Source organism: Paenarthrobacter sp. YIM B13468 (assembly GCF_042788025.1).
Taxonomy (GTDB): Bacteria; Actinomycetota; Actinomycetes; order Actinomycetales; family Micrococcaceae; genus Arthrobacter; species Arthrobacter aromaticivorans.
The window spans coordinates 194,062-209,067 of sequence record NZ_JBHZPI010000007.1; the positions used below are offsets into that span (position 1 = coordinate 194,062).

Sequence of the window (15,006 nt, forward strand, 5' to 3'; positions counted from 1 at the left end):
CATTGTCCACCTTGCCCTATGCGCGGACAACAGGCGGCCGGTTCCCCTGCAGTCTGTTAGCGTTCGGTGGCCACTGGCCGTTCTGGAACGTGCAGGCGGGACATCACGCGGTTCACGGAAGCCGGCACACGGTTCTTGGTCCAGACGGAGACGGCCACAGTCACTGCGAAAGCAGCGGGTACGGTCCATGCAGCCGGTTGGGCCAGCCAGGCAGGAGCGTTGCCCTGGCCCATGACAGTGCCAATCACCATTGCCCCGCCGCATAGCAGCGCACCCGTCACCATCCCTGCAATTGCGCCGGCATCAGTCAGCCCACGCCACCAGATTCCCAGCAGCAGCACGGGACAAATGGTGGAGGCCGTGAAGGCAAAGACGAGTCCAACACTCCCCGCCAAGGCAAGGGTGTCTGTCGTGAAAGCAAAACCCAAAGGCACGACGGCGGCCAGCAGCGCTGCGAGGCGGAATCCACGGACGCTTCCTCCAAAGAGGTCCTGGCTGATGACACCTGAGAGCGAAACCACCAGCCCGGACGTGGTTGACAGGAATGCGGCGAAGGCGCCGGCGACTACGAGTGCTGAAAGGAGTTCACCGGCCGTTCCTCCCACGAGCTTGCCGGGCAACAGCAGGACCAGGGCATCGGCTTGTCCGGACTGCGCGAGTTCCGGGGCGAAGATTCTGCCCACCGCCCCGGAAAGCGTGGGAAAGAGGTAGAAGACCGAGAGAAGTCCAAGGACGATCAGGGTGGTGCGCCGTGCCGATTGTCCGTCGGGATTTGTGTAGAACCGGACCAGGACGTGCGGCAGGCCCAATGTCCCGAAGAGCAGTGCCACCATGAGCGAAATGTTCTGGTAGGCGCTGGTGGCCGGCTGACCAGTGGGATTGACGGGAAGTTGGGCTTGGTGCGGGGTGTCGTTTCCAGCAAGCACCAGGAGCACGAATATGACAGGAACGGCCAACGCAGTCAGCTTGAGCCAATACTGGAAAGCCTGGACGAAGGTAATGGACCGCATCCCACCCGCTACCACCGTGACGCACACCACCAGCACCACCGCCGTCGAACCTACCCACGACGGCAGTCCCGTGGTGATGCGGATGGTGAGCGCAGCGCCATGAAGCTGGGGCACGATGTACAGCCAACCGACGGCCACCACCACCAAGCTCGTGACGCGCCGAACCATCCTCGAATCCAGGCGCGCCTCCGTGAAGTCAGGGATGGTGTACGCGCCGGACCGCCGCAGGGGAGCGGCAACGAAAAGCAACAGCATGAGGTAGCCCGCGGTGTATCCAACAGGGAACCACAAGGCGTCGGTTCCGGATAGCAGGATCAGTCCCGCGACTCCGAGGAAGCTCGCGGCGGACAGATATTCGCCGCCAATCGCTGAGGCATTCCACCACGGCGGGACTGTGCGTGAGGCAACGTAGAAGTCTCCCGTTGTGCGTGAGATGCGCAGCCCATAGAAGCCGATGACCGCCGTCGTGATCGAAACTGCCAGAAAGGCGACCAGGCCAACCGCAGGGTTCACTTGTCCTCCACAAGGTCCCGATATCGGGCTTCATTGCGGGCGGCCGCACGATTGTAGAGCCAGGCGCTCAGGCCGATCACAGGATAGATCCCAAGCCCCAGCAACAGCCAGTCGAGCGGAATGCCCAGGATCCTGGTCTCAGCCACCCCTGGCCCGAAGACCAGCAACATGGCGAACGCGGCAAGGATCAGCAGGAAGCCGCACGCCACCACCAGGGCGAGCCGCAACTGAGAGCGGATAAGGGAACGGACGAAAACGCGTCCCACGTCCGAATCCTCGGGGACTTCGCCACCGTAGGGGAAACGGAGGGGAACTGGTTTCGCTGATTGGCGTGGTGCCGTGACCCGAACGCGCGTCATCCTTGTGGCCGGATGCGGGTGGATTGCAGCTTGTCCCGCACCGATGGCAGGTGGCGCCGGCTAATGGGCAGCTCCGCACCGGCCACCCTTACGCTGGGGGCGGTCGCAGAGAGCTTCAGATGGCCCACATGGTCCAAGGCAATCAGGTAGCTGCGGTGGATCCGGATGAAACCGGCTTCGGCCCACTTCTGTTCCAGGTCGCTGAGCGGGACGCGGATCAGGTAACTGGCTTCGGCCGTGTGCAACCTGGCGTAATCGCCCTGCGCCTGCACATAGCTGACATCATCGCGACGGATCATGCGGGTGGTGCTTCCCAGGTCCACCGTGATCATTTCGGGAGCAGGAGCGCCGTCCTTGATCAGCTCGCTGATCCGGTCCACGGAACGTGCCAGCCGTTCGGCACGGAGCGGCTTGAGGAGATAGTCGATGGCCGCGAGGTCGAAGGCTTCAAGCGCGCAGTCTTCATCAGCGGTGACAAACACGACGGCGGGCGGGCTGCTGCTGCGCGCGATGGCGCGGGCGATGTCCAAACCGGAAAGGGCCGGCATATGGATGTCAAGAAACACGGCGTCAACGGACTCCCGTTCCAAAATCCGCAAAGCCTCGCCCCCGGACGAGGCTCGATGGATAGTGCCGACGCGCGCATCTTGCCCCAGCAGGAAAGCGAGCTCCTCCACGGCAGGCAGTTCGTCGTCAGCGACGAGCACGTTGATCATGATTAAAGATTAGCCCCGTGTGTCAGGCGTCATGTCCCGGCTGGGATTTGGGGACCCGCATGGTGATCAGCGTCCCCTCGCCAGGGGCTGTTTCGATGACGAGGCCGTGCTCGTCCCCATAGACCTGCCGCAAGCGCGCATCGACGTTCCGCAAACCCACGTGCTCGCCGTCTGTATGTCCGGCAAGTACGGACCGCAGGTGCTCCGGGTCCATCCCCACGCCGTCGTCCTCGATGGTGACCTCAGCGAACGCGCCGGAATCGTTGGCACAAATGGTGATATGTCCAGGACCTTCCTTCGCTTCAAGGCCATGGCGGACCGCGTTCTCCACCAGCGGTTGCAGGCTAAGGAACGGTATGACCGTGCTCAGCACTTCGGGTGCGATCCGAAGGCTGACCTGCACGCGCTCGCCGAACCTGGCCCGTTCCAGAAGGAGGTAGCGGTCAATGCAGCGCAGTTCCTCGGCCACGGTAGTGAAGTCGCCGTGCCTTCGGAAGGAGTACCTGGTGAAGTCGGCGAACTCCACCACGAGCTCCCTTGCCCGGGCGGGATCCGTATTGATGAAGGAAGCGATCGCGTTCAAGGAGTTGTAAATGAAGTGCGGGCTGATCTGGGCACGAAGCGCCCGGACTTCGGCCTCCATCAGCAGGGTCCGGGAAGCCTCCAACTCCGCCAGCTCGAGCTGGGCAGCAATCCAGTCAGCTACTTCGCTGGTTGCCCTTACCAGCCCGGCTCCGGCTGCAGGCGCCAGCGCTGCCACTGATCCGACCACTTTGGAACCGGCACGGATGGGGGCAATAACGGCGCTGAATTCGTGGTGGCCGTGCTCGGATTTTGCGGGCGCCGGAGGCCCGACGTGGGGCACCACGGCAGTCCGCCCTGTCGCCAGGACGTCCGAGGCGAGGCGCATGAGGGAAGGCCGCAATTCCTCGGCAACCCCATCCCAGGCAAGGACCGAATCGGTATCCGTGATGGCCAACGCGTCGCAGCCCAGGAGCATTCGCAGCTGCCTGCTGGCTTTGGCGGCGCCCGCCGCGTGCAGGCCGCCACGCAGATGCTGTCCCGCACGTGAGGCTGCATGGAGTGTGTTGTACGTGGCCCGCTCAGCATCCGTGCCAAGGTCCCGGAAGGAACGGATCACCTTCAGCCCAACACCCACGACGACGGCGACGGCGAGCACGATCACGGCGATCGCGGCTGCTGTGAAAAGCGGGGAGTCAGGCATAGAGCCAGCGTAGCCCGATGCTCTCTCACTTCCTGCGCCGTTTCCCCCAACCTTCTCTCACATCCCACCGGGTTTTTCCCAACGTTGTCTCACATCCCACCGTTCGGCGCAGCATCCTGACCGCTGGGCGACGCTGGCCGCTGGTTCTCTGGAACCGCCGGCACCGGCCGACGGATAGTGATTGCAGTCACATTGGCAAGGCGTGTGGAGCTGATGTGGACACATCACAATCAGGAGGAACCATGGGTAATGAGGCCCAACCCCAGGACGCAACGGCGTCCGTGGACTTCCAGGAAGTCCAGCAGACGGAACGGTTCAAGACGCTGCGAAAGCGGCACCGCAGTTTTGTCTTCCCGATGGCAGTGGCGTTCCTGCTTTGGTATTTCGCCTACGTTCTCTTGGCCGACTACGCCGTCGGCTTCATGTCCATTAAAGTTTGGGGCAACATCAACGTTGGCCTGATCCTTGGGCTGCTCCAATTCGTCACCACTTTCGGCATCACAGCGTGGTACGTGAGCTACTCCAACAGGAAGCTGGACCCGATCGCGGCTGGTATCCGCCATGAGATCGAGGGCCACCAGTTCGATAAGGATGGCAATGTGATCCGCGGGGCAGCCAAATGAACACAAACCACATCAGCACCCTTGTCCCCGCGGTCAACGTCGCGGCATTGAAGGACACGACGCTCCTCAATATGGGCATTTTCGCCCTCTTCGTGGCGGTCACCATGGTGATCGTCTTCCGGGCAAGCAGGAACAACAAGACCGCGGCCGACTACTATGCGGCAGGCCGTTCCTTCACCGGTTCACAGAACGGCACAGCGATTGCCGGCGACTACCTTTCCGCGGCCTCGTTCCTCGGGATCACGGGCGCCATTGCGATCAACGGATATGACGGGTTCCTCTACTCAATCGGCTTCCTCGTCGCCTGGTTGGTGGCGTTGCTCCTCGTGGCCGAACTCTTGCGCAACACCGGCAAGTTCACCATGGCCGATGTCTTGTCGTTCAGGCTGCGCCAGCGGCCGGTCCGCATCGCGGCCGCCCTCTCAACCCTTGCAGTTTGCTTCTTTTACCTCCTCGCCCAAATGGCGGGAGCAGGCAGCTTGATTTCGCTCCTCTTGGGCATCAGCGACTGGGGCGGACAAGCTTTGGTGATCATCGTCGTCGGCGCCTTGATGATCATGTACGTCCTCATCGGCGGCATGAAGGGCACCACGTGGGTGCAGATCATCAAAGCCATCCTGCTGATCGCAGGAGCCGCAGTCATGACTGCCTGGGTGCTGGCGATTTACGGCTTCAATCTCTCCAACCTGCTCGGCTCCGCGGCCGAAGCCGCCAACAACCCGGCGGTCCTGAACCCGGGCCTGCAGTATGGCAAGACGGAGACGTCCAAGCTTGATTTCATGTCCCTGGGCTTGGCGTTGGTGCTGGGCACAGCTGCCCTCCCACACGTTTTGATGCGTTTCTACACGGTTCCCACCGCCAAGGAAGCACGCAAGTCCGTGGTCTGGTCGATCTGGCTGATCGGCCTGTTCTATCTGTTCACGCTGGTGCTGGGTTACGGTGCTGCAGCTTTGGTTGGAGCGGACACCATCAAATCGGCCCCGGGTGGCGTTAACTCTGCTGCACCCCTGCTGGCCTTCCACCTCGGCGGTCCGCTGCTGCTCGGTTTCATCTCAGCAGTCGCGTTCGCCACCATACTTGCCGTCGTGGCTGGACTGACCATCACCGCCGCAGCCTCCTTTGCCCACGACATCTATGCGAACGTCATCTCAAAGGGCAAAGCCGACGCCACTACAGAGGTCAAGGTAGCCCGTCGGACCGTAGTAGTCATCGGTATCCTGGCCATCCTGGGCGGCATCTTCGCCAACGGCCAGAACGTCGCATTCTTGGTGGCCCTTGCCTTCGCCGTGGCAGCCTCGGCGAACCTGCCCACCATCGTCTACTCCTTGTTCTGGCGGAGGTTCACCACTCAGGGCGCCGTGTGGAGCATGTATGGCGGCCTGGCCTCTGCCATTCTGCTCATCACGTTCTCGCCCGTGGTTTCAGGCGCCAAGACCTCCATGATCCAGGGAGCCAACTTCGCGTTCTTCCCGTTGAGCAACCCTGGCATCGTGTCCATCCCTCTTGCTTTCCTCCTGGGTTGGCTGGGGACTGTCCTGGACAAGCGCCTCGAGGATCCGGCCAAGCAAGCGGAGATGGAAGTCCGCTCGCTGACAGGTATCGGCGCCGAGAAAGCGGTGGACCACTAAGTTCAGCAAGGATTAAGGCCAAACACGGGGGCTCCTTCTGCCAAGCGGCGGGGGAGCCCTCAGGCATGCCAACGCTAAATCACTTCTTGAGGCTGAGCCATTCCTTCAGCTGTTCCAGTGGCCATGTGGTGACGATCCGTTCCTTCGGCACGCCAAGTGACTCGGCGCGTTCGGCGCCGTACTGGAGGAAATCGAGTTGGCCAGGGGCATGGGCATCACTGTCGATGCTGAACAGGCAGCCGGCGTCCAGAGCCATCTTAATCAAGTTGTCCGGAGGGTCCTGCCGCTCCGGCCGTGAATTGATTTCGACGGCGACACCCCACTCGGCACATTCAGTGAAGACCTTGACGGCATCGAATTCGGACTCAGGCCGGGTGCCGCGGGATCCTTGGACCAGACGGCCAGTGCAATGCCCCAGGACGTTCGTGTGTGGATCACTGATTCCGCCGAGCATCCGCTTGGTCATGGTCTTCTTGTCCGAGCGCAGCTTTGAGTGGACACTGGCCACCACCACGTCCAGCCGGTTCAGCATTTCCGGCGTCTGGTCCAGGGTCCCGTCCTCCAGGATGTCCACTTCGATGCCTTTGAGTAAACGGAAGCCGTCCTGATCCGCGTTGATCCCTTCCACCACACCGAGCTGCTTTTCAAGGCGCTCTACGCTGAGGCCGTTGGCGATGGTCAGGTTGGGGGAGTGGTCAGTGAGGGCAAGGTATTCACGGCCCAGGGTTTTGGCGGCAGCCACCATGGTTTCAATCGGCGAGCCGCCGTCGGACCAGTTGCTGTGGCTGTGCAGGTCACCGCGTAACGCTGCCTTGAGGGTGTCGCCGCCGGACGCCAAGGATTCGGCCCCACGCTCGCGAAGGTCGGCCAGATAATCGGGCACCCTGTCTTCCATAGCCTGGGTAATGACTTCCGCGCTTCGGTCCCCAACACCTTTCAGGCTGGTGACTCTTCCGTTCCGAATGAGCCTGGCCAACTCGTCGGGCGGAAGCTGCCGAACGGCGTCGGCCGCTTTCCTGAAGGCCTGGACCTTGAAGGAGGGGGCTTGGCCGCGTTCCAACCAAAAGGAGATTTCTTCGAGCGCCTCAACGGGATCCATGGCTCCATGATCCACGAAGCGGGCGCTCCATCAACAGTGGGCAATGTTGATGGAGCGCCCTGTTCCGGGGACGTCACTTAGTGGTGGCGGCTTGGAGTTAACCCCGGATGTGTCCCTTCGGAAGGAGCCTTGGCGTGCTCCCCATGGGGTACCGCGTGCTGGCCCGCCATCGATGCCGCCAATCCCGGCGTGGCCACTGAAGCAACAACGACGGCGGCTCCGAACGCGGCTGCCAGAAGCCGCCCGGTCCTTGGCAGGCCGTGGGCGCCGCCGTCGTTGGTCTTTTGTTGCCGTCCCAACCAGCCGCCCCCGCCAAGTGCCATCAGGGACAGGCCAAAGGCGGCAAGATGGCTCACATCAAGCGAGCGCCCAGGAGTTGCCACGCTCCATATGACGACGGCGATATGGGCCGCGGCTGCCGCTGCCAGGGCGGGAAGCGCAAGCCGCGGGAAGACAAGGGAGTTCCGGTGGAGCCCCCATAGTGACCAAGCCAGGAAGGCGAGTCCGGCCGCGAGGGCCACTACTCCGGAAACCATCAATCCAGGTGCATCCGTTGCTGTCAGGTACCCGGCGGCGATGGAAAGATCCACCATCCCGCCAGCCATGGCAGCGAAGTAGACGAACAACAGGGTGGCTGCTTTCAGGGTGGGGTGCTGTTCTCCTGCCATGGCCCTCTCCTTGGACTAGGTCTTTGGGTTACGTGGTTCCGCGATCAGGCGCGGGCGGAGACGACGACGGCCTTGTCCTGGGAGAGGGCAACGCCCAGCAGCACCACGGCGCTGGCAAGGTGCAACACGTTGTCTGCCCCGTTCAGGGCGATGATGTTCAGTGAAGTCCCAACGAGGAACAGCCCGAGGATACCCACCAGCAGGTAGACGCCGCCCACAGCCGTGTTGACGGATTTGGAAAGCGTGACACCGTTCATGCCCGCATAGAGCAGGGCGGCACCGATGGCCAGGTGAATAACGTTATGCAGCGGGTTCACCGCGAAGATGATCAGATTGGCACCCTCAGTGGCGAAGAACCCGGTTCCCGAGGTGACGAAGAATCCGAGCACGCCTACCAAGAGGTATACGGCTCCGAAGATGGTGGCGATCAAGCGATTGGGCGAAGTACGCATTGGTCCGAACCTTCCGGTGATGGCCGGGGCTTTCCCGGCCGTCCTGTGGAACCCCGGGCGGGGCTCTCAAACAGTGATTCGGACCATGCGTTGATGCGGATGGGTGGAAACCGGCATATTTTTTCCCGCCGTTATGGACGGAGGCGGATGCTGCTCATTTTGAGGTCGTTCGTGCCCTCGAAAACGTACTTGAGGTCGATGCTCTTTCCGCTGCATTGCAAGGTTCCCGTGATATCCGCTTTGTTATTGCCGTTCTCGGAGTTCACGCTCACGGAGCTGTAATTGGGCTTGCATGAGTCATCAAGTTCCAGGCTGGCAATGCCGTCGATGAAGGACTGCTTATCCAGTTCGTCCTTCAATGCTTGGTGCAGGTAGTTGTCGTAGGCCTGCTCGGTTTGCCCTGAAACCACCAGGTTGGTGAACTCGTCCGCCAAAGACCTCGCCTTCGACGTCGCGCCGCCCACCACGTTCACCAGCACCAGGATTCCCACTACGGCAAGCACGATCACTCCTGCCACAATGCCCAGGACAATCCAGAGCACCTTCCTGCTCTTGGCCGGCGGCGGAAATTGCTGGCCGTACTGGCCGGGTGGGTACTGTCCGGGTGGATAAGGGTTTTGGCCAGGCTGATACTGGCCCGGCGCATACTGACCCTGGGGGTACTGGCCTTGGGAACCAGCGGACGACGGCGGCTGTTGCCACTGCGGTGGAGTCCCGTTCGGTGGGGGGTATCCGGGGCCGGGTGGGACGGGTGGCGGGTTCTGGCCGTATTCGCTTCCGCTGCGTTGGGTTCCGTCGCGGCCATTCGGTTCCTGTGGGTTGCTCACTGTAGTGCCCCTTTCGGCAGCCTGCGGCAGCGCCACCACGTAGCCGGAAACCGCTGGCCGGCCCCCGATGCGTCCATCTGAATCAAATCGCATCCACAGTTCCACAGGCAAGGGCTAAAGGGTAATAACGGCAGGTGAAAGGGGGATTCAGCTTTCAGAGCGCCTGCCCAGCAGGGGTTGCACCCGGTACGGAATCATTTCCCGCATGGCCAAGGCGGTATCCGTGCGGTCGACGCCGTCGCAGGCAAGGATCTTGCCGTTGATCCTGTAGAGGTCCTCCGCGTCCAACGCAACCACCCGCAACAGCAGGTCGGCTGACCCGGTCAGGCCGAAACCTTCCAGGATCTCGGGGATGTCCGCAAGTTCCTTCGCCAGCGAGGCGAGTTTCTGTTGCTGGACATGGACGCTGATGAAAGCCGTGAGCGGATAGCCGAGGGCAACGGGGTTGATGCGCCGCTCAAAGGAGAGGAAGGCATGCTTCTTCTCGAGTTGCGCCATCCGGGCCTGCACCGTGTTGCGGGACAGGCCCAGTTTTTGGGCGAGGGCCACAACGGTTCCTCTGGGATCCTTTGCCATCGCAGAAAGGAGCCGGGTGTCAGTGCCATCCAAAGGTTGCATAATGCGCAAGATTAGCACGGCGTGGAGTCACTCAATATGGCAGAATGCTCAAGTTTTTCGAGGGTAGTTGTACCCGATGCGCCTTGTGAGTAGGGTCACAATTAACCCGGGCGAAGGAGCCAGGGAGTCGGTCTGCGGCTGGATCACAAGTCCAGCAGGGCCGGCAAAACTAGCCGGAAGGTTGCGATCACCTGTGTTGACGGATAAGGCGGGCAAGGGAGTGCAAAATGACGCTCCGCGCCCCGGACAAAGTGCACAAAATCCTTTGCGGACGGGGGGCAACCTCCTCCAGTTGGTGTCGCCGGAAGGCGAACGGATCAGCCATCCGGAATTTGATCTCTGGATCAAGGACATTGGCGATGAACAACTGGGCTCCTTGTTTGAGGACATGACGGTCATCCGCCGCATCGATACCGAAGCAACAGCCCTCCAGCGGCAGGGTGAACTAGCCCTTTGGCCTCCGCTGCTTGGGCAGGAAGCAGCCCAGATCGGCTCAAGCCGATCCTTGCGGGATGATGACTTTGTTTTCCCCAGCTACCGTGAAAGCGGCGTAGCCTACATCCGCGGCGCGCATGTATCAGAGATCGCCCAGGTATGGCGCGGAAACGCCCTCTACTCCTGGGATCCCCAGCGGATCAACATGGCGACACCCCAAATCATCATCGGATCCCAGAGCCTCCACGCCACCGGTTACGCCATGGGCGTCCAGTTGGACGGCGCCAGCACGGCAGTTCTGGCCTACTTTGGGGATGGCGCCACGAGCGAAGGCGACGTGAGCGAGGCCATGGTGTTTGCGGCCAGTTTCCAGGCTCCCGTGGTCTTTTTCTGCCAGAACAACCACTGGGCCATTTCCGAACCTGTGCGCGTGCAGTCCCACGTTCAATTGGCCGACAGGCCTACAGGGTTCGGTATCCCCAGCCTTCGTGTTGACGGAAACGATGTCCTCGCCGTTATGGCCGCTACTCGCTGGGCTATGGACCGTGCCCGGAGCGGCGGCGGCCCAACCTTTATCGAAGCGGTCACCTACCGCATGGGCCCGCACACTACTGCCGATGATCCCACGCGATACCGGGACCCCAATGAGCTGGAGGACTGGGCTGCCAAGGATCCAATTCTTCGTCTGCGGCGGCTCCTCGACGCCAAAGGCCTGCTCACTGAAGAACTGGAAGGCAGGGTCAAAGCCAAAGCCGACGCCGTCGCCGCCGAGCTCCGCACCAGTTGCGTCAACATGCCCGATCCGCAGCCGTTGGACGTCTTTAACCACGTCTACAGCACACCCAATTCCTGGATTGAACGCCAGAAGGATCACTATTCGCGCTACCTGAAAAGTTTCAACCAGCCCGTCGAGGAAGGTGCACTCTGATGTCCAAGCTCACATTTGCCCGGGCCATCAACGCCGGCCTTCGCAAGTCCCTGGAAAACGATCCCAAAGTCGTCCTCATGGGCGAGGACATTGGTTCCCTCGGAGGTGTCTTCCGTGTCACGGACGGACTCCAAAAGGACTTTGGAAAGCACCGGGTAATTGATACGCCCCTGGCCGAGTCCGGCATCATCGGAACCGCCGTGGGCCTGGCCTACCGGGGCTACCGCCCAGTGTGCGAGATCCAGTTCGACGGCTTCATCTACCCTGCCTTCGATCAGATCGTCAGCCAGGTGGCCAAGATGCACTATCGGACACAGGGGCGGGTCAAGATGCCCATCACCATCCGGGTTCCTTTCGGTGGTGGCATTGGTTCGCCGGAGCACCACTCCGAATCACCGGAAGCTTATTTCACCCACACTTCAGGGCTTCGGGTGGTGGCGGTCTCCAACCCACAGGACGCATACACAATGATCCAGCAGGCCATTGCCTCGGATGATCCCGTTCTCTACTTCGAACCCAAGCGCCGCTACCACGACAAGGGTGACGTCGAGGAGTCCCTCGACCTCTCCAACGCGATGCCATTGGACAAGGCAGCTGTGGTCAACTCCGGTTCGGACGTCACCCTGGTGGCATACGGCCCTCTGGTAAAAACCGCCAAGGATGCGGCGCAGGCTGCGGCTGATGAAGGAGTTTCCGTGGAAGTCATCGACCTACGCTCGTTGGCTCCAGTTGACTACCCGGTGGTGGAAGCATCCGTGCGGAAGACGGGCCGGCTGGTCATCACACACGAGGCCGGACAATCCGGTGGCCTCGGAGCGGAGATTGCCGCCAGCATTACCGAGCGTTGCTTCAACTACCTGGAATCGGCGCCCGTCCGCATTACCGGCTTCGATGTTCCCTATCCCTACTCGAAGCTTGAAATGCACCACTTGCCGGACCTGGACAGGATTCTGGATGGCGTGGACCGCACGTTGGGCCGCCCCAACTCGCTGAGTGGACTGGAAGGATGACCGCCACCATGATCAAGGAATTCAGGCTGCCGGACCTTGGCGAAGGCCTGACCGAGTCGGAAATCCTAAGCTGGAAGGTCGCAGTGGGGGACACCGTTACCCTCAATCAGGTCATCGCGGAGGTTGAGACGGCCAAGGCCGTCGTCGAGCTGCCGTCGCCTTTCGCCGGCGTCGTAGCGGCCCTGCACGAGCAGCCCGGTTCCGTGGTGGAGGTCGGCAAACCGATCGTCTCCTTCGAAGTCGACGACGCAGGGGCCTCCAATGGGGGCAACGGACCTGCCGCTGGAGATCAGGCTGCCGGCGAACCTGAGTCCACTGGCGAACCTCAGCCCACTGGGGGATCTGGATCAAACGGTGGGTCTGCATCGAACAGCAGCCCGCAGCCAGTCGAGGCGAGCGGGGCGGCCGCAAGCCCCGCCAAACGTGAGCCGAACCTGGTGGGGTATGGCGCCGTCGTCGAGCACACGGGACGGCCGACACGCAGGGTCCGCGCCCAGGTCCAAGGCGAAACGCCGCAGGCCCGCCCCACGGAAGTGGCCCGGGAGCCAGTGGCAACCCCTCGCTCTGAGGCAGCCACGGCTGAGCGTCCGCGTTCCACACCGCCGGTCCGTAAGCTGGCGCGCGATCTTGGGATCGACCTTCAATTGGTCCCCGGCACTGGTCCAGCGGGACTCATCACGCGGGAGGACGTACAGAACTTCACGGGTGAGGCGGAAGGCACAAGCGCGGTACCCACAGGGCCGGCAGCCACCGGCGGGCGGGAAACCCGTTCACCCATCAAGGGCGTCCGGAAGTTCACAGCTGCCGCCATGGTGCAGAGCGCATTCACCGCGCCGCACGTGACGGAATTCCTGACGATCGATGTCACTGCCACCATGGAATTGCTGGCACGACTCAAGGCAAGCAAAGCGTTTGAGGGTTACAAGCTCACTCCGCTCACTATTGCGGCCAAGGCGGTCCTGATAGCGCTACGGAACAACCCAACGTTGAATTCGCGCTGGGACGAGGCGCGCCAGGAGATCATTCAGTTCAATTACGTCAACCTTGGCATCGCGGCTGCTACGCCCCGGGGCCTGACAGTACCGAACATTAAGGATGCCGATCGCCTGACCCTGCGGGAACTTGCTACAGCGTTGTCGGAACTCACAGATACCGCACGTGCCGGCAAGACGTCTCCGTCAGATCTTTCGGGCGGCACCATCTCCATCACCAACATCGGAGTATTCGGGATCGACGCCGGGACGCCCATCCTGAATCCGGGCGAGGCTGCCATTGTGGCCTTGGGTGCTGTGCGGAAGGCGCCGTGGGTGGTCGACGATGAGATCGCCGTACGACAGGTGATGTCCCTGAGCTTGTCCTTCGACCATCGCTTGGTGGATGGGGAACAGGGTTCACGATTCCTGGCGGACCTTGGCGCTATCCTGTCCGATCCGGCCATGGTGTTAACTATGGTCTAGCTTCACGAACGTAGGAAGCTGCGCCGGCCCACCCCTTTACGAGTGCTTGCAGGAAACTGCGGCTCAGGGGTGGGTCGTCCCGCGTTCAGTCTTCTGTGGGCGTGGTCCGATTGGAGTGGACATCGCGCCAGCTGTGTTCCGGCTCAAAGCCAAGGAGCCGCCGGGCTTTGTCGATGGACAGCATGGTTTCGTGCTGGCCCAGTTCCTTGACAACCTCGACGCCGGGAAAGACTTCGGCGGCCAGCCCGGCGCTGCTTCGGCTCATCACGGTGTCCGAAGCGGCGATGATGAAAGTCTCGAAACCGGGCGCACCTTTCTCCAACGCGCGAACTACTGCCTGGGCGCCGTCGCGGGCATCGATGTAGCCCCACAGATTCCACTTGCGAAGGGTGGCGTCCGAGTCGTAGGACGGGAAGGCGTCGTAGTCTTCGGGGTCCATCACGTTGGAGAACCTGAGTGCAGTGATGCTCAACGACGGGTCCCAGCGCGTGAGCTGGATGGCCATCTGCTCCTCAAGGTGTTTCACCAAGGAGTACGTGCTTTCAGGCCGGGCCGCGTACTCCTCATCCACGGGAATATAGGGAGGGTCGATATCGAAAGGGAGCCCTAGGACTGTCTCGCTGGAGGCATAAACCACCTTCTTGATGCCCGCTCGCCGGGCTGCTTGGAAGACGTTATAGGTGGAGAGCATGTTGCTTTCAAAAATTGCGGCGTCCGGAGCCAACCCCGGTGCGGGGATGGCGGCCAAATGGACGATCGCGTCCAAGCCGCTGTGTTGATCGTCCAGGCCGAGGACGACGTCCAGGACCTGGCCATAGTTGCGGAGGTCTACGTTGACGTAGCCGCGGCCCCTCTTGCCTGCGCGGTCCATGTTGAGCACGTGGTGACCATCCTGTGTCAGCCGGCGGACCACGCTCCTGCCCAATTTTCCGCTTCCGCCGGTTACGGCAATCCTCATGGTGCGCTCCTTGATAGTGGCTGGTACCAACCCTGTTGCTTTATGGATTCAGTAAGGGTTCGAGCTTCAGCCTAGGCTCCACTTCCGCCCCGCACAGCCCCTGAAACTGGCCCTGTGAGTCCTAGGAATACTGGAACAGCCCAAGAACATACGGGTTGACTGTGCAGATTGCAGATTGCAGATTGCAGCTTGCAGCTTGCAGCTTGCAGGGGCAATCAGGCAACTGGCGCAGGTAGAGGCAGGGGCCTAGCGCCCGTCTGTGCACGCGCGCAGGCACCCGGCACCCGATCTGTGCATCGCATTCGGCACCCTTCCGCAGTACCTGGGCGGCCCTCTGTCCGCACGCGGCATCGTTGTCGGGCAGGTTCATGTTCTGAGGGGTGTGTGGTGGTGGTTGCGTCGGGGTGTTTGTTTGGGGTCGATGTGTGGGGGTGGGGTGAACCAGGGCACGCCGGTGGTGGTGGTGATGGTCCAGTTTTC

The 15,006-nt window shown here is 61.9% G+C and carries 15 protein-coding genes; 5 read left to right on the top strand and 10 right to left on the bottom strand.

Annotated elements, in window-relative coordinates; translation table 11 throughout:
- Positions 1-56: 56 nt before the first annotated feature.
- Genes ACFX4T_RS09260 through ACFX4T_RS09275 form a run of 4 tightly spaced genes read right to left on the bottom strand, consistent with a single transcriptional unit; the run spans position 57 to position 3,823 of the window.
- Positions 57-1,523: a cation acetate symporter gene (locus ACFX4T_RS09260; RefSeq protein ID WP_216925331.1), complete on the bottom strand. Its 1,467-nt coding sequence runs from the start codon at positions 1,521-1,523 to the stop codon at positions 57-59.
- Entirely contained in the window at positions 1,520-1,882 is a 363-nt protein-coding gene (locus ACFX4T_RS09265) for a hypothetical protein (protein ID WP_216925330.1), read from the bottom strand. The genes ACFX4T_RS09260 and ACFX4T_RS09265 overlap by 4 nt, the downstream gene beginning before the upstream one ends.
- Positions 1,879-2,598, bottom strand: a complete 720-nt coding sequence (locus ACFX4T_RS09270; RefSeq protein WP_216925329.1) for a LytTR family DNA-binding domain-containing protein — start codon at positions 2,596-2,598, stop codon at positions 1,879-1,881. Before ACFX4T_RS09270 ends, ACFX4T_RS09265 begins: the two co-directional genes overlap by 4 nt.
- 22 nt (positions 2,599-2,620) lie before the next feature.
- A complete protein-coding gene (locus tag ACFX4T_RS09275; RefSeq protein WP_377651548.1) occupies positions 2,621-3,823 on the bottom strand; it encodes a sensor histidine kinase in 1,203 nt (400 codons plus the stop codon).
- Between the two features lie 242 nt (positions 3,824-4,065).
- On the opposite strand from ACFX4T_RS09275, the gene ACFX4T_RS09280 reads away from it, so the two are divergent.
- Both ACFX4T_RS09280 and ACFX4T_RS09285 read left to right on the top strand, forming a co-directional pair.
- Positions 4,066-4,446 (top strand): DUF485 domain-containing protein, encoded by a 381-nt coding sequence (locus ACFX4T_RS09280; protein WP_216925327.1) that lies wholly within the window; start codon positions 4,066-4,068, stop codon positions 4,444-4,446.
- Positions 4,443-6,074, top strand: a complete 1,632-nt coding sequence (locus ACFX4T_RS09285; RefSeq protein ID WP_223948518.1) for a cation acetate symporter — start codon at positions 4,443-4,445, stop codon at positions 6,072-6,074. Before ACFX4T_RS09280 ends, ACFX4T_RS09285 begins: the two co-directional genes overlap by 4 nt.
- A 79-nt stretch (positions 6,075-6,153) precedes the next feature.
- On the opposite strand, the gene ACFX4T_RS09290 is transcribed toward ACFX4T_RS09285, so the two are convergent.
- From ACFX4T_RS09290 to ACFX4T_RS09310, 5 genes are all read right to left on the bottom strand, one after another.
- A complete protein-coding gene (locus tag ACFX4T_RS09290; protein WP_216925326.1) occupies positions 6,154-7,173 on the bottom strand; it encodes a PHP domain-containing protein in 1,020 nt (339 codons plus the stop codon).
- Positions 7,174-7,250: 77 nt separating this feature from the next.
- Positions 7,251-7,841 carry a hypothetical protein gene (locus tag ACFX4T_RS09295; RefSeq protein WP_377651549.1) on the bottom strand — a complete coding sequence of 197 codons (591 nt, stop codon included), beginning with the start codon at positions 7,839-7,841 and terminating at the stop codon, positions 7,251-7,253.
- Positions 7,842-7,885: 44 nt separating this feature from the next.
- The gene (locus ACFX4T_RS09300) at positions 7,886-8,293 is read right to left on the bottom strand and encodes a DUF4383 domain-containing protein (protein ID WP_216925324.1); all 408 of its coding nucleotides are present in this window, start codon (positions 8,291-8,293) and stop codon (positions 7,886-7,888) included.
- Between the two features lie 131 nt (positions 8,294-8,424).
- Positions 8,425-9,213: a hypothetical protein gene (locus tag ACFX4T_RS09305; protein WP_377651550.1), complete on the bottom strand. Its 789-nt coding sequence runs from the start codon at positions 9,211-9,213 to the stop codon at positions 8,425-8,427.
- 54 nt (positions 9,214-9,267) lie between these two features.
- The gene (locus tag ACFX4T_RS09310) at positions 9,268-9,738 is read right to left on the bottom strand and encodes an Lrp/AsnC family transcriptional regulator (RefSeq protein WP_377651551.1); all 471 of its coding nucleotides are present in this window, start codon (positions 9,736-9,738) and stop codon (positions 9,268-9,270) included.
- A gap of 193 nt (positions 9,739-9,931) precedes the next feature.
- Between ACFX4T_RS09310 and pdhA the strand changes: the two genes are divergently transcribed.
- Genes pdhA through ACFX4T_RS09325 form a run of 3 tightly spaced genes read left to right on the top strand, consistent with a single transcriptional unit; the run spans position 9,932 to position 13,568 of the window.
- Positions 9,932-11,101 carry a pyruvate dehydrogenase (acetyl-transferring) E1 component subunit alpha gene (gene pdhA, locus ACFX4T_RS09315; RefSeq protein ID WP_377651552.1) on the top strand — a complete coding sequence of 390 codons (1,170 nt, stop codon included), beginning with the start codon at positions 9,932-9,934 and terminating at the stop codon, positions 11,099-11,101.
- Complete coding sequence (locus ACFX4T_RS09320) at positions 11,101-12,111, top strand: alpha-ketoacid dehydrogenase subunit beta (protein WP_377651554.1); 1,011 nt, start codon at positions 11,101-11,103, stop codon at positions 12,109-12,111. The genes pdhA and ACFX4T_RS09320 overlap by 1 nt, the downstream gene beginning before the upstream one ends.
- The gene (locus ACFX4T_RS09325; protein WP_377651555.1) at positions 12,108-13,568 is read left to right on the top strand and encodes a dihydrolipoamide acetyltransferase family protein; all 1,461 of its coding nucleotides are present in this window, start codon (positions 12,108-12,110) and stop codon (positions 13,566-13,568) included. The genes ACFX4T_RS09320 and ACFX4T_RS09325 overlap by 4 nt, the downstream gene beginning before the upstream one ends.
- Positions 13,569-13,653: 85 nt before the next feature.
- On the opposite strand, the gene ACFX4T_RS09330 is transcribed toward ACFX4T_RS09325, so the two are convergent.
- A complete protein-coding gene (locus ACFX4T_RS09330; protein ID WP_377651556.1) occupies positions 13,654-14,526 on the bottom strand; it encodes an NAD-dependent epimerase/dehydratase family protein in 873 nt (290 codons plus the stop codon).
- Between the last annotated feature and the right edge of the window lie 480 nt (positions 14,527-15,006).

What these genes read in the sequence shown, in the direction of transcription:
- ACFX4T_RS09265 (WP_216925330.1), bottom strand. Translation starts at nt 1,882, where the DNA reads ATGACGCGCGTTCGGGTCACGGCACCACGCCAATCAGCGAAACCAGTT.
- ACFX4T_RS09270 (WP_216925329.1), bottom strand. Translation starts at nt 2,598, where the DNA reads ATGATCAACGTGCTCGTCGCTGACGACGAACTGCCTGCCGTGGAGGAG.
- ACFX4T_RS09275 (WP_377651548.1), bottom strand. Translation starts at nt 3,823, where the DNA reads ATGCCTGACTCCCCGCTTTTCACAGCAGCCGCGATCGCCGTGATCGTG.
- ACFX4T_RS09280 (WP_216925327.1), top strand. Translation starts at nt 4,066, where the DNA reads ATGGGTAATGAGGCCCAACCCCAGGACGCAACGGCGTCCGTGGACTTC.
- ACFX4T_RS09285 (WP_223948518.1), top strand. Translation starts at nt 4,443, where the DNA reads ATGAACACAAACCACATCAGCACCCTTGTCCCCGCGGTCAACGTCGCG.
- ACFX4T_RS09290 (WP_216925326.1), bottom strand. Translation starts at nt 7,173, where the DNA reads ATGGATCCCGTTGAGGCGCTCGAAGAAATCTCCTTTTGGTTGGAACGC.
- ACFX4T_RS09295 (WP_377651549.1), bottom strand. Translation starts at nt 7,841, where the DNA reads ATGGCAGGAGAACAGCACCCCACCCTGAAAGCAGCCACCCTGTTGTTC.
- ACFX4T_RS09300 (WP_216925324.1), bottom strand. Translation starts at nt 8,293, where the DNA reads ATGCGTACTTCGCCCAATCGCTTGATCGCCACCATCTTCGGAGCCGTA.
- ACFX4T_RS09305 (WP_377651550.1), bottom strand. Translation starts at nt 9,213, where the DNA reads ATGCGATTTGATTCAGATGGACGCATCGGGGGCCGGCCAGCGGTTTCC.
- ACFX4T_RS09310 (WP_377651551.1), bottom strand. Translation starts at nt 9,738, where the DNA reads ATGCAACCTTTGGATGGCACTGACACCCGGCTCCTTTCTGCGATGGCA.
- ACFX4T_RS09320 (WP_377651554.1), top strand. Translation starts at nt 11,101, where the DNA reads ATGTCCAAGCTCACATTTGCCCGGGCCATCAACGCCGGCCTTCGCAAG.
- ACFX4T_RS09325 (WP_377651555.1), top strand. Translation starts at nt 12,108, where the DNA reads ATGACCGCCACCATGATCAAGGAATTCAGGCTGCCGGACCTTGGCGAA.
- ACFX4T_RS09330 (WP_377651556.1), bottom strand. Translation starts at nt 14,526, where the DNA reads ATGAGGATTGCCGTAACCGGCGGAAGCGGAAAATTGGGCAGGAGCGTG.